This window comes from Micromonospora sp. NPDC000121 (assembly GCF_042899165.1).
Classification (GTDB): Bacteria; Actinomycetota; Actinomycetes; order Mycobacteriales; family Micromonosporaceae; genus Micromonospora.
Window position 1 is genome coordinate 254,794 of sequence record NZ_JBIAZP010000006.1, and the last position, 12,662, is coordinate 267,455.

The following is a 12,662-nucleotide window of genomic DNA, read 5'->3' on the forward strand; positions in this document are numbered from 1 at the left end:
GCGACGGGGGAGGTTGCGAGTGCGGTTCGGACGACGGGTGATGGTGGCCGGGGTGGTCATCGCCTGCGCGCTGGGGGCGGCGGCGGTCGCCGGGATGCCGTTCGGCGACGCCGGCCGGACGACGGCCACGCCCACCGCCGGAGAAACCCCGGCGGTGCCGGGCGAGGACGCCGCGCCGGCGGACGCACCGGCGGACGCGCCGGCCCGCGGAGACAGCGGCCTCGGCAGCCGCCCCGCAGGCGGCGCCACGCCGAGCGCGGCGGTGACCCTCCGGGCCCGCCCGGCCACCGAGGTCGCCGCCGACAGCCCCGCCTCGGTCTCCTACCTGCGCGACCGCTACCGGGTCGACGCCGACGAGGCGGCCCGGCGGCTCGCCCTCCAGGAGCTGTCCGCGCCGCTGGCCGCCCGGCTCGCCACAGAGTTCCCCGACGCGTACGGCGGGATGTGGCTGGACCAGGCCGCCGGCGGCGTGTTGACCGTCGCCGCCAGCGGCGTCGAACCGGTCCGGGCGGCGCTGGCCGGCATGCCGGACGCGGCGCACGTCCGGGTGGTGCCGGTGCGCCACCCGCTGCGGCAGCTCACCGAGGCGGCGGCCCGGCTGGCCACCACGCTCGACGCCACGGCCGGCGCCGACGTGGTGGTGGACGAGCGGGCCAACGAGGTCGTCGTGCTGACCGGCGACCGGATCGCCGCCGACGACCCCCGGCTGGCCGGCGCGCTGCGCACCGCCGGGGTGCCGGCCCGCGCGCAGGCCCGGATCGCCGACACCGCGGTGCAGAAGGCCTGCGACCCGCGCGACTGCGCGCAGGCGCCGATGCGCGGCGGCATCCGGCTGGACGTGCCGCGCGACGACGGCACCGTGGGCGGCTGCACGACGGGCTTCAACGTGATCGTCGGGGTGCGCGACCCGTACGTGCTGACGGCGGGGCACTGCGTCGTCGGGGGGCGGCACCAGCTGGTGGACCGCACCTGGCACCAGTTCCTCGGCCCGAAGGTGCCGGTGACCGTCGAGGCGTCGCGGGCGGGGCTGGCCGAGAACGCCTACCCGTACGACTACGCGATCATGCCGTACCAGACCGGCGCGGTGAGCCGGTGGGCGTACCCGGCAGCCGCCACGCAGACGCCCAGCCTGGTCAACTACTGGTGCGTGCCGGACAACCCCCGCTGCGCCACCGGAGGCAGCCGCGACGTGGCGATCACCGGGCACGTGGCGTGGAGCGCCATCCAGCCCGGCTGGGTGGTCTGCGCGACCGGCGCGGCGTACACGCCGAAGGCCGGCGAGCAGTACGTCGACTCGGGCGCCGGGGCCGGCTACGTGCCCGGCACCCGCTGCGGGGAGATCATCGGCAAGACCAGCGGCGGCATCGACGTACGCATCTGCGCCCGCCCGGGCGACAGCGGCGGCCCGCTCTTCACCGAGACCGACGGCAAGGCGCTGGGCATCCTGTCGCACGGCGACCCGGGGCAGGGCGCGTGCACCAACCCGGACGAGCGCAACTCCTACGCCCCGGTCTCCACCATCCTCGACCGGGCGAACGCCCGCACCTACGGGGGCCTGCGGATCCGACTGGCCACCAAGGGCCCGCTGAGCGGCCCCATCGCCCGCTGACCCGGCCGGCGGCCCGTCGACCGGGTCGCCGGCACCGGGCCGACCGACCGTCGCGCCGGCACCGGGCCGATCGACCGTCGCGCCGGCCGGCGGCTCACCAGCGGTCGACGTGCAGGACCTCGTCCAGGGGCTGCCGCCGCGCCGGCCGGAAGCCCTCGCCGGTGTGGAACGCGGTGGGAATCAGCGCGGCCTGGCGCACGGTCGCGGGCAGCCCCAGCAGCTCGGCGACCTCCGCCTCGTACGCCAGGTGCAGCGTGGTCCACGCGGTGCCGAGGCCGCGCGCCCGGGCGGCGAGCATGTAGCTCCACGCGGCCGGCAGCACCGACCCCCAGAGCCCGGCCTGGTTGCCGGCCGGCAGCTCGCCGGAGTCCACCTGGATGCACGGGACGAGCAGCACCGGCACCTGCCCCATCCGGTCGGCGAGCCAGGCCACGCTCTCCCCCACCCGGCGCTGCACCTCGGCCCGCTCCGGGTCGTCGGCGAAGAGCCGGGCGGCCGAGTGCTCCGAGGCCAGGTAGCCGTGCGCCGCGCGCTGGTAGATCCGGCCGATCAGGTCCCGCTTCGCCGGATCGGTGACCACGATCCACTGCCAGCCCTGCCGGTTCGACCCGGACGGCGCCTGGAGGGCGATCTCCAGGCACTCGCGGACCAGCTCCATCGGCACGGGCCGGGTGAGGTCCAGCCGCCTGCGGACCGAGCGGGTGGTGGTGAGCAGCTCGTCGGGGCTCAGCGGGAGTGTCGGCACGACTTCCATCGTGGCACGCCGGTTAACCCGTGGTCCGGTCGTTGGCCGGTGCCTACCATCGACGGATGACTGATACGGCGAGGACGGCCCGCGCCGGCGTCCCCGAGCGTCCGACCCTAAACGGGCTCGAGGAGACCTGGGCGCGCCGCTGGCAGGAGGAGGGCACGTACGCGTTCGACCGCAGCAAGGAGCGGACGGACATGTACGCGATCGACACCCCGCCGCCGACCGTATCCGGCGAGCTGCACATGGGCCACGTCTTCTCGTACACGCACACCGACATCGTCGCCCGGTTCCAGCGGATGCGCGGGCGGGCGGTGTTCTACCCGATGGGCTGGGACGACAACGGCCTGCCGACCGAGCGCCGGGTGCAGAACGTCTACGGCGTGCGCTGCGATCCGGCGCTGCCGTACGACCCGTCCTGGGTGCCGCCGGCCGCCCCCGTCGACGACGCCGCCCGCAGGGACCCGACACCGGTCTCCCGGCGCAACTTCATCGAGCTGTGCGAGCGGCTGACGATCGCCGACGAACAGGTCTTCGAGGCGCTGTGGCGGCGGCTCGGGCTGTCCGTGGACTGGTCGCTGACGTACACGACGATCGGGCGGGTGGCCCGGGCGACCTCGCAGCGGGCGTTCCTGCGCAACCTGGCCCGGGGCGAGGCGTACCAGGCGGAGGCGCCGACGCTGTGGGACGTCGGGTTCGCCACCGCCGTCGCCCAGGCGGAGCTGGAGGACCGGGAGCGGCCCGGGGCGTACCACCGGCTGCGGTTCGCCGGGCCGGGCGGGCGCGAGGTGCTGATCGACACCACCCGGCCGGAGCTGCTGCCGGCCTGCGTGGCGCTGGTCTGCCACCCCGACGACGAGCGGTACGCCGACCTGGTCGGCGGCACCGCGCGTACGCCGCTCTTCGGGGTCGAGGTGCCGGTGCGGGCGCATCCGCTGGCGGACCCGGCCAAGGGCACGGGCATCGCGATGGTCTGCACGTTCGGCGACCTGACCGACGTGACCTGGTGGCGGGAGCTGCGGCTGGACACCCGGGTGGTGATCGGCCGGGACGGCCGGCTGCTGCCGGACGCGCCCGCCGGGATGCCGGCGCAGCCCTACGCGGCGCTGGCCGGGCAGACCGTCAACGGGGCCCGGCGGACCCTGGTGCAGCTGCTGGCCGACGCCGGCGACCTGGTCGGCGAGCCGCGCCCGATCACCCACCCGGTGAAGTTCTACGAGCGCGGCGACCGGCCGCTGGAGATCGTCTCGACCCGGCAGTGGTACCTGCGCAACGGCGGCCGGGACGCCGCCCTGCGCGAGGAGCTGCTGGCCCGGGGCGGGGAGCTGCGCTGGGTGCCGGAGCACATGCGGCACCGCTACGAGCACTGGGTGGGCGGCCTGACCGGTGACTGGCTGGTCAGCCGGCAGCGCTTCTTCGGCGTGCCGGTGCCGGTGTGGTACCGGCTCGACGACGCTGGCGAGCCGGACTACCGCCACCCCCTCACGCCGGACGAGTCCGCGCTGCCGGTCGACCCGTCCAGCGACGCCCCGCCCGGGTTCGAGGAGTCCCGGCGCGGCCGGCCCGGCGGCTTCGTCGGCGACCCGGACGTGCTCGACACCTGGGCCACCTCGTCGCTGACCCCGCAGATCGTGGGCGGGTGGGAGACCGACCCGGACCTGTTCGCGCGGGTCTTCCCGATGGACCTGCGCCCGCAGGGGCAGGAGATCATCCGCACCTGGCTCTTCTCCACGGTGGTCCGCTCGCACCTGGAGCACGGGGTGCTGCCCTGGCGGGACGCGGTCCTCTCCGGCTGGATCCTGGACCCGGACCGGAAGAAGATGTCCAAGTCCAAGGGGAACGTGGTCACCCCGATGGCGTTGCTGGAGCAGCACGGCTCCGACGCGGTGCGGTACTGGGCGGCGAACGGCAGGCCGGGCATGGACCTCGCCTTCGACCCGGCCCAGATCAAGGTCGGCCGGCGGCTGGCCACCAAGCTGCTCAACGCGTCGAGGTTCGCCCTCGGGCTGGGCGCCGCGGACGCGTTGCGCGCCCCGGCGACCGAGCCGCTGGACCGCGCGATGCTCGCCGAACTGTCCGGCGTGGTCGCCGCCGCGACCGCCGCCCTGGAGGCGTACGACCACACGGCGGCGTTGCAGGCGGCCGAGTCGTTCTTCTGGCGGTTCTGCGACGACTACATCGAGCTGGTGAAGGAGCGCGCCTACGGCTCCGGGCCGGGGGCGGACTCGGCCCGGGCGGCGCTGGCCACCGCGCTCTCGGTGCAGTTGCGGCTGTTCGCCCCGGTGCTGCCGTACGCGACCGAGGAGGTCTGGTCCTGGTGGCGCTACGGCTCGGTGCACCGCGCGCCCTGGCCGACCACGTACGAGGTGGACCGGGCGATCGAGGGCACCGGCGAGCCGGCGCTGCTGCGGCTGGCCGGGGACGCGCTCAGCCAGGTGCGCCGGGCCAAGTCGGAGCGGAAACTGTCGATGCGGGCGGAGGTGCCGCTGGCCGAGGCGCTCGGCCCGGCGGCCCTGCTGGACCAGCTCACCGTGATCGCCGACGACCTGCGTGCCGCCGGCCGGATCACGAAACTGGACCTGCTCCCCGACCGCACCACCGAGCTGGTGATCGCCTGCGCCTTCTGAGCGCGGCCCCGCCGCGCCCGACGGGGCGCGGCGGGGTCACCAGCCGCGCAGCAGGCGCAGGCCGAGCAGGAAGGCGACGACGGCGGGACCGACCAGCAGGGTGATCGCCTGGAGCCGGTACGGCATCCGGTGCCGGGTCAGCTCGACGGCGTTGCCCAGCACGATCACCCCCGCCAGCATCAGGAACGCGCCCCACATCGGGGCGGTCCCCACGTCGACCAGGCCGACGCGGGTCAGTTGCAGCGTCCCGCCGAGCAGCAGGGCGCCGGCCAGCGCCAGCAGGGCGGCCGTCCGGTGCAGCCCCCGGGCCAGCGGGTGCAGCGGCCGCCAGTGGTAGGTGCCGGCGACCGCCAGGCACGGCAGGATGACCATCAGCGGCCAGCCCCTGCCGAACGCGCCGAACATCAGCAGCGCCCCGACCGCGAACACCAGCGTGCCGAGGCAGGCGACCACGTAGCCGGCGAAGGCGCGCCCGCCGCCCCGGGCCAGCAGCGGCCCGCCGGCGGCGGCGATCAGCGCCCCGGGGATCAGCACGAACCCGGCCCACCAGTGGAAGTGCCCGCTGGCCTGGGCGGCCGTGGTCGTCGTCGCCGCCGCCAGCCCGGCGACCGCCAGGCTGACCAGCCGGTGCCGGCCGGCGCCGGGGTAGGAATCGCGCGACATGACCAGACCCGCTTCCGCACTCACTCCCACAGCCTCGCCCAGCGGCGCGGCCCGGTCCATCCGGCCAGCCCTACCATCGGGGGTCGGGCCGCCCGGACGGCCGTCACGCGGGGGTCAGCTCGTCTCGCCGGCCACGCTGAACGATCGGAGCCGGTCGATCGCCAGCACCGTGAAGCCCACGCTGATCAGCACGGTCATCACCGCCGCCACCGGCACCGAGACGCTGGTCTCCAGCAGCCCGGTGGGGGCCAGCCGGTCGGCGAGCGCGATCACGTACTGCTGGATGGAGAGGACCTTGGTGCCGCTGACGAAGTTGCCGAGCAGCCCCTCCCAGATGAGCACGTAGACCAGGCCGAGCAGCACGGGCCGCCGGGTGAGCAGACTCAGCGCCACGAACAGCGCCGAGTACGCCAGCGCCCCGACCGCCGCGGCGGCGGCGAGCGCCAGGCCGAGGCGTACCGAGTGGGCTAGCACGCCCGCGACGTAGAGCGGCACCGCGACGGTGACGGCGCTGACGCCGGTGGCCACGGCCAGCTTCGGCAGCACGATCTGCCAGCGCGGCAGCGGCTTGGTCAGGATGTGCACGACGGTGCCGTCGTCGATCTCGGCCCCCAGCACGCCGGTGCCGACGATCAGCGCGACCACGGGCAGCACCACGGCCAGGCCGAGGCCGACCAGCACCGGCGGGCCCCACTCGCCCGGGTCCACCCCGAGCCCGCGGGAGAGCACGGCGAGCACCACCAGCACCGCCGGGAGCGGCACCAGCAGGAGGAACCGGCGACGCCCGAACAGCCCCCGCGCGGTGATCCAGGAAACGGTAGACATGCTCAGGCCTCCACCAGGTAGGAGAAGACGCTCTCCAGGGACTCGTCCTCGGGCACCAGTTGCCGCACCCGGATGCCCTCGGCCAGGGCGATCTTCGGCAGCGCGCGGGTGAACGCGCCGTAGTCGCCGGCCCGCACGGTCAGCCCCGTGCGGCCCAGCTCCACCCCGGTCACCGACGCCTCGGCCATCAGCGCCACGGCGAGCGCCCGGTCGTCGGTGGAGTGGACCGCGAAGACGTGCGGCCGGTTGGTCATCAGCCGGCGGATGGTGCGGAAGTCGCCGGAGGCGGCGAGCCGGCCGGCGACCATCACCTGGACGGTGCCGGAGACCTGCTCGACCTCCTCGAGGATGTGCGAGCTGAACAGGATCGTCCGGCCGGCGTCGCCGAGGCGGTGCAGCAGCTCCATCATGTGCAGCCGCTGGCGCGGGTCCATCCCGTTGAACGGCTCGTCCAGCAGCAGCACCTGCGGCTCGTGCACGAGCGCGGCGGCCACCCGGGCGCGCTGCCGCATGCCCTTGGAGTACGTGCCGATCCGGCGGTCCTGCGCCCCCTCCATCTCCACCAGGGCGATCGCCCGGCGGGCCGCCTCCGCCGGGTCCGGCAGCCGGTGCAGCTTCGCGCTCGCCAGCACGAACTCGTGCGCGGTGAGGAACGTGTGCACCGCCTCCCGCTCGCTCACCAGGCCCAGCCGGCGGTAGACCTCCGGGTTGCGCCAGGTGGGCCGGCCGTCCAGGGTCACCGCGCCGCGCGACGGGGCCAGGAAGCCGGCCATCATGTGCAGCAGGGTGGTCTTTCCCGCGCCGTTCGGGCCGAGCAGCCCGGTGACGCCGGGGCCGAGGGTCATGCTGACGTCGTTGACCGCCACCACGTTGCCGTACCAGCGGGAGACGCCGGCGAGGTCCAGGGTGCTGGCGGCGGCGGTCGCGGCCCCCGCCGTGGACTCGGCGCTCGTCGTGGTCATCGGGCGGCCACCTTCCGGTATCGCAGCAGTAGCAGGGCGACACAGCCGCCCACCAGCAGGACGGCGGCGGCCGCGTAGACCGGGCCGAAGTCGCCGATCATGAGCCCCTCCTCTCCCTTGGGGAGCAGGTCGCCGAGGGTCCAGTCGCCGACGCCCCGCACCAGCGTGGACGGCGAGGCGAGGAAGGCCAGCTCGTTGATCGTCTGGGACGGCATGATCGACAGGGTGCCGACGACCGGGGTGGTCATCAGGAACACCGCCACGATCCCGCCGGCCGCGAACGCCCGCTTGCCGGTCAGCGACGCGACCAGCAGGCCGACCGAGGCGAAGACCACCGCCCAGAGCCCGGCGTAGAGCAGGCCGGGCAGCAGGTCGAGCAGCTCGTTCCAGACCCCGCGCATGCCGGCGTCGGTGGTGAAGGCGGCGCCGAGGAACATCACCAGCTGCGGGCCGCCGAGCAGCAGCCAGAGCGCGGTCACCAGCGCCAGCAGCTTGGCCAGCGGGTAGTCCGACCGGGGCAGCGGCCGGGAGAAGTAGAGCGGCAGCACCCCGCTGTGCAGGTCCCGGGAGACCAGCTCGGGGGCGACCACCGCGACGAAGAAGATGACCAGCCAGCTCATGTTGTCGGCGAACTGCGCGTACGTCATCACCGCCTCGCCGATCTGGCTGCGCACCGCGGTGAGGCCCGCGGCCACCACGGTCACGATGCCGACCACCAGCCAGGGGAAGATCTTGGCCTTGGCGCTGCGCCCGAAGCCGAACGCGGTGCGCAGGCCGTGCAGGTAGAGCGCGCCGAAGACCTGCCGGCGACCCAGTCGGGGGCCGGTGTAGCGCTGGTATCCGATGTCGTGGATGACACCGGTCGGCTCAGGCATGGCTGGGCTCCCTCGTGGCGAAGAGCTCGGCGACCCGGTGCCGGCGCTGGTCCAGCCGGTGCAGCGGCAGGTCCAGCTCGGCGACCGCACCGAGGATGAGGTCGTAGGTGGCGTCGTCGGCGAGCTCGACGAGCAGCAGCCGTCCGTCCCGGCGGACCGGCAGGCGCAGCGCGGCGAGCCGGGCGGCCAGCTCCTCGGTGCCCTCGCTGACCTCGACGGCGAGCACGTCGGTGGCCGAGGTCATGGCGGAGATGTGGTCGGCCCGCAGCAGCCGCCCGCCGTCGATGGCGACCAGCGTGTCGCAGATCCGCTCCACCTCGCCGAGCAGGTGCGAGCAGACCAGCACGGAGATGCCGAACTCGGTGCCGATCCGGTGCACCAGGGCCAGCATGGCGTCGCGGCCGGCGGGGTCGAGGCCGTTGGTCGGCTCGTCGAGCAGCAGCAGGTCGGGGTCGTGCACCAGGGCCTGGGCGAGCTTCACCCGCTGCTTCATGCCGGTGGAGTAGCCGCCGACCGGGCGGTAGCGCTCCTCGTAGAGCCCGACGTGCCGCAGCGCCTCGGAGGCCCGCTCGCGGGCGACCGTACGCGGCAGCCCGCTGATCCGGCCGAGGTGGGTGACCAGTTCGGCGGCCGAGAGGTCCGGCGGCAGGGCGTCGTGCTCGGGCATGTAGCCGACCCGGGCGCGAACCCCGGCGGCGTCGGTGGTCGGGTCGAGCCCGAGCACCCGGACCCGCCCGCTGGTCGGGGCGAGGAGGCCGAGCAGGATCTTGATCAGGGTGGACTTGCCGGCGCCGTTCGCGCCGACCAGTCCGATGATCCCCGGCTCGACCGCGACGGTCAGGTCGGCCAGCGCGGTGACCCCACCCCCGTACGTCTTGGTCAGCGACTCGGTCGCGATCAGTGTCACGACCTCCAGCGTAGGAGGCGGAAGCCCCCGTCGGCAGCGGCACGCCCCCGGCGCTCCCCTGATCCTCGCGGCCCGCGTCCCCTAGGGTCCGCCCTCCGGACGCGGAACCTCGCGGAAATCTCCGTGCAACCGGGACGGCGGGAACGGCGTCCACTATAGAGCGGTGCCACCGCTACCCGGGGTGGACCAGAGGTCCGCCGGGGCCGACCGACACACGGGGGAGAGCATGATCGGCGGTACGACGTCGCCCAAGGTGAGCGTGGTGGTGCCCACGCACGACAGCGGGCCACACATCGAGAAGCTGGTGGCCTCGCTGCTGCGCCAGTCACTGCCTCCCACGGAGTTCGAGGCGGTCTTCGTCGACGACGGCTCGACCGACGGCACCCCCGCCCGGCTGGCGGAACTCGCCGCCGCGCACCCGCACTTCCGGGTGCTGCGGATCGAGAACTCGGGCTGGCCGTCCCGGCCGCGCAACCTCGGTGTGACGCAGGCCCGGGGCGAGTACGTGCTGTTCGCCGACGACGACGACTGGCTCGGCGACGAGGCGCTCGAACGGATGCACGACTGCGCGCGGACGCACGACGCCGACGTGGTGATCGGGCGGATGGCCGGGCACGGGCGCGGCGTGCCGCGCGAGCTGTTCCGACGGAACCGGTTCGACGCCACGCTGGCCAACGCGCCGCTCATCGACAGCCTCACCTGCCACAAGATGTTCCGCCGCGCCTTCCTCGACGAGCACCGGCTGCGGTTCTCGGAGGGGCCGCTGCGGCGCCTGGAGGACCACCGGATGGTGGTCCGGTCGTACTTCCTGTCGAGGCGGACGTGCGTGCTGTCGGACTACACCTGCTACCACCACGCCCGCCGCGGCGACGCCGGGAACGTCACGGCCAACCGACTGGACCCGGCGGAGTACTACGCCAGTCTGCGGGAGGCGCTCGACATCGTCGACGCGCACACCGAGCCGGGGCCGCTGCGCGACCGGCTGCACCGGCGGTGGCTGCGCAACGAGATGCTCAACCGGGTACGCGGCCGGAGGATGCTCGACGCGCCCGAGGAGTGGCTCGCGCAGGTCGTCCGGGAGATCCAGGGGGTGATCCGGGAGCGGTTCGCCCCCGGGGTCGCCGCCGGCCTGCCCCCGCTGCAACGGGTGCTGGCCCACCTCGCCGAGCAGGGCCGGGTCGCGGACCTGCGCCGGCTGGCCGAGTGGGAGGCGGGCGTCCGCGCCGTCGGCGCCGTCGACCGCCTCGAGCGGGCCGGCAGGACGCTGACCGTCGACGTCTCCGCCCGGCTGGTGTCCGCCGACCGGCCGATCGCCTTCGCCGAGGACGGCGGCCGGGACCTGCTGGTGCTCCCGGTCGACGGGCTGGACCGGGAGCTGCGCGACCTCACCGGGGCGCTCGGCCGCAGCAGGCTGGACGTCGTCGCCCGCCACGGGCAGACCAGCGAGGAGGTCTTCCTGCCGGTGTCGTTCGCCGCGGAGCGGGTGCCCGCCGGCGACGGCACCGCGCACGTCGTGCACCGGGCCACCGCCACGATCGACTTCACCGCCCTCAACGGGGGCCGCACCGCGGGCACCTGGTCGCTGAGGGCCCGGGTCACCAGCGCCGGGTGGACCGAGGACGCCCGCCTGCCGCTGCTGCTGAGCTGCGCCGCCGACGGCGCCGCCCCGGTGGTGGAGGACGAGCGGGCGTTCGGGCACCGGCTGCGCCGGGCGGTGCGGCGCCGGCTCGGGCGGCGCTGACCGGCCGGGGCAGCGTCTCGACCTGGTGCAAGCGGTTCGCCGTCTCGTTCGGCGCGGCGCCGCTGGCTCCGCTCCGCTGATCCCCGGCCGCCGGTACGGGCGGCGTGGAGTGGCGCTCTCGACCGATCGCCGACAGGCTGAGAAACTGTGTGCCGGTCAGCGGGTTGGGGGATGGATGAGCAACGGCTGGGTGGTGCCCGACGAGGTGCTCCGGGACGCGCCGGCGTACACGCCGCGCCCCGGCGAGCTCGCCGACCTGGAGCTGCTGCTGACCGGGGCGTACGCCCCGCTGACCGGCTTCATGACCCGCGCCGACCTGGTCTCGGTGAGCCGCCGGGGTCGGCTCACCGACGGCGCCCCGTGGCCGGTGCCGGTCACGCTCCAGGTGCCCGCGGCGCTCGCCCAGGGGCTGGACCCGCGCGACGAGGCGCGCCGCACTCTCGTGCTGACCGACGGCGAGGGCGCGCCCGTCGCGGCGTTGGAGGTCGCCGACGCCTGGCAGGTCCGCGACGGGGTGGCGGGCGTCGGGGGCCCGGTCCGCCGGCTCGGCGACGGCGGTCACGGCCCGTTCCAGCGGCTGCGCCGCACGCCCGAGGAGGTACGCGCGCTGCTGCCGCCCGGCCGGGTGCTCGGGGTGGTCGCCGACCGCCCGTTGCACCGGCCGCAGCTCGCCCAGATCGCCCACGCCGTCCGTACCCTCGGCGCCCACCTGCTGGTGATGATCCCCGTCGGCGAGGACGGCCTTGGTGGGCTGCCCCCGGAGGCGCTGGTGCGCGGCATCTTCGCCGCCCGGGACCGGATGCCGCCGGCCACCCTGGTCGCCGTGCCGCTCAACCGGCGCCGCGACGAGATCAGCGACGCGCTGCTGCGGGCCCGGGTTTCGGCGGCGTACGGGGTGACGCACCTGCTCTCCACCGGCGAGATGCTCTCGGGCGCGGGCCTGCGGGTGCTGGTGCCACGCGAACTGGCCTACGACAACCGCGACGGGCAGTGGCGCTGGCGGGAGGACATCCCGCCGCGCAACCGGCGCCTCGCGCTGACCCAGGCGGAGATCGACGACCTGCTGGACCGGGGCTTCCCGCTGCCCGAGTGGCACACCCCGCCGGCGGTGGCGAAGGAGCTGGCCCGGGCCCGCCCGCCACGGCGGCACCGGGGCCTGGTGGTCTTCCTGACCGGGCTCTCCGGCTCCGGCAAGTCGACGATCGCGCGCGGCCTCGCCGACGCGCTGCGCGAGCAGGGCGACCGGACGATCACGCTGCTCGACGGCGACGTGGTGCGCCGGGAGCTCTCCGCCGGCCTGGGCTTCAGCAAGGCCGACCGCGACCTCAACGTGCGGCGGATCGGCTGGGTGGCCGCCGAGATCGCCCGGCACCGCGGCGTCGGCATCTGCTGCCCGATCGCCCCGTACGCCCAGGCGCGCGCGACCGCCCGGGAGATGGCCCTGGCCGCCGGGGCGGGTTTCCTGCTGGTGCACGTCGCGACCCCGCTCGAGGTCTGCGAGCAGCGCGACCGCAAGGGTCTGTACGCCCGGGCCCGGGCGGGCCTGCTCACCGGGATGACCGGCATCGACGACCCCTACGAGGAGCCGACCGACGCGGACCTGGTGGTCGACACCAGCGACCTGACGGTCGACGAGGCGGTCCAGGCCGTCCTGCACCACCTGACCGAGACGGGATGGGTGGAGCCCAAGCTCCAGTCCGTCTGA

The 12,662-nt window shown here is 75.0% G+C and carries 10 protein-coding genes; 4 read left to right on the top strand and 6 right to left on the bottom strand.

Annotation, left to right across the window (positions count from 1 at the left end; genetic code table 11):
• The first annotated feature begins 19 nt into the window (after positions 1-19).
• A complete protein-coding gene (locus tag ACFY23_RS19485) occupies positions 20-1,609 on the top strand; it encodes a trypsin-like serine protease (protein WP_350679441.1) in 1,590 nt (529 codons plus the stop codon).
• A 94-nt stretch (positions 1,610-1,703) separates the two neighbouring features.
• Here ACFY23_RS19485 and ACFY23_RS19490 read toward each other — a convergent pair whose 3' ends face one another.
• Positions 1,704-2,363 carry a nitroreductase family protein gene (locus tag ACFY23_RS19490; protein WP_350679443.1) on the bottom strand — a complete coding sequence of 220 codons (660 nt, stop codon included), beginning with the start codon at positions 2,361-2,363 and terminating at the stop codon, positions 1,704-1,706.
• A 56-nt stretch (positions 2,364-2,419) separates the two neighbouring features.
• Between ACFY23_RS19490 and valS the strand changes: the two genes are divergently transcribed.
• Entirely contained in the window at positions 2,420-4,984 is a 2,565-nt protein-coding gene (gene valS, locus ACFY23_RS19495; protein WP_350679445.1) for a valine--tRNA ligase, read from the top strand.
• Positions 4,985-5,020: 36 nt separating this feature from the next.
• Here the strand turns inward: valS and ACFY23_RS19500 are convergent, their stop codons facing one another.
• The 5 genes from ACFY23_RS19500 to ACFY23_RS19520 form a co-directional block, all read right to left on the bottom strand.
• The gene (locus ACFY23_RS19500) at positions 5,021-5,671 is read right to left on the bottom strand and encodes a hypothetical protein (protein ID WP_350818992.1); all 651 of its coding nucleotides are present in this window, start codon (positions 5,669-5,671) and stop codon (positions 5,021-5,023) included.
• Positions 5,672-5,761: 90 nt separating this feature from the next.
• Positions 5,762-6,472, bottom strand: a complete 711-nt coding sequence (locus tag ACFY23_RS19505; RefSeq protein ID WP_350679449.1) for an ABC transporter permease — start codon at positions 6,470-6,472, stop codon at positions 5,762-5,764.
• Positions 6,473-6,474: 2 nt separating this feature from the next.
• Entirely contained in the window at positions 6,475-7,434 is a 960-nt protein-coding gene (locus ACFY23_RS19510; RefSeq protein WP_350679451.1) for an ABC transporter ATP-binding protein, read from the bottom strand.
• Positions 7,431-8,309 (bottom strand): ABC transporter permease, encoded by an 879-nt coding sequence (locus ACFY23_RS19515; RefSeq protein WP_350679453.1) that lies wholly within the window; start codon positions 8,307-8,309, stop codon positions 7,431-7,433. The genes ACFY23_RS19510 and ACFY23_RS19515 overlap by 4 nt, the downstream gene beginning before the upstream one ends.
• Positions 8,302-9,216 (bottom strand): ABC transporter ATP-binding protein, encoded by a 915-nt coding sequence (locus ACFY23_RS19520; protein ID WP_350679455.1) that lies wholly within the window; start codon positions 9,214-9,216, stop codon positions 8,302-8,304. Before ACFY23_RS19520 ends, ACFY23_RS19515 begins: the two co-directional genes overlap by 8 nt.
• 226 nt (positions 9,217-9,442) lie before the next feature.
• Here ACFY23_RS19520 and ACFY23_RS19525 point away from each other — a divergent pair, with 226 nt between their 5' ends.
• Together ACFY23_RS19525 and cysC are read left to right on the top strand one after the other, a co-directional pair.
• Positions 9,443-10,957 (top strand): glycosyltransferase family A protein, encoded by a 1,515-nt coding sequence (locus ACFY23_RS19525; RefSeq protein WP_350679457.1) that lies wholly within the window; start codon positions 9,443-9,445, stop codon positions 10,955-10,957.
• A 175-nt stretch (positions 10,958-11,132) separates the two neighbouring features.
• The gene (gene cysC / locus ACFY23_RS19530) at positions 11,133-12,662 is read left to right on the top strand and encodes an adenylyl-sulfate kinase (RefSeq protein WP_350679459.1); all 1,530 of its coding nucleotides are present in this window, start codon (positions 11,133-11,135) and stop codon (positions 12,660-12,662) included.

Bases quoted from the DNA above. Each gene is read 5' to 3' on its own strand.
- ACFY23_RS19490 (WP_350679443.1), bottom strand. From the start codon at position 2,363: ATGGAAGTCGTGCCGACACTCCCGCTGAGCCCCGACGAGCTGCTCACC.
- valS (WP_350679445.1), top strand. From the start codon at position 2,420: ATGACTGATACGGCGAGGACGGCCCGCGCCGGCGTCCCCGAGCGTCCG.
- ACFY23_RS19505 (WP_350679449.1), bottom strand. From the start codon at position 6,472: ATGTCTACCGTTTCCTGGATCACCGCGCGGGGGCTGTTCGGGCGTCGC.
- ACFY23_RS19510 (WP_350679451.1), bottom strand. From the start codon at position 7,434: ATGACCACGACGAGCGCCGAGTCCACGGCGGGGGCCGCGACCGCCGCC.
- ACFY23_RS19515 (WP_350679453.1), bottom strand. From the start codon at position 8,309: ATGCCTGAGCCGACCGGTGTCATCCACGACATCGGATACCAGCGCTAC.
- ACFY23_RS19525 (WP_350679457.1), top strand. From the start codon at position 9,443: ATGATCGGCGGTACGACGTCGCCCAAGGTGAGCGTGGTGGTGCCCACG.
- cysC (WP_350679459.1), top strand. From the start codon at position 11,133: ATGAGCAACGGCTGGGTGGTGCCCGACGAGGTGCTCCGGGACGCGCCG.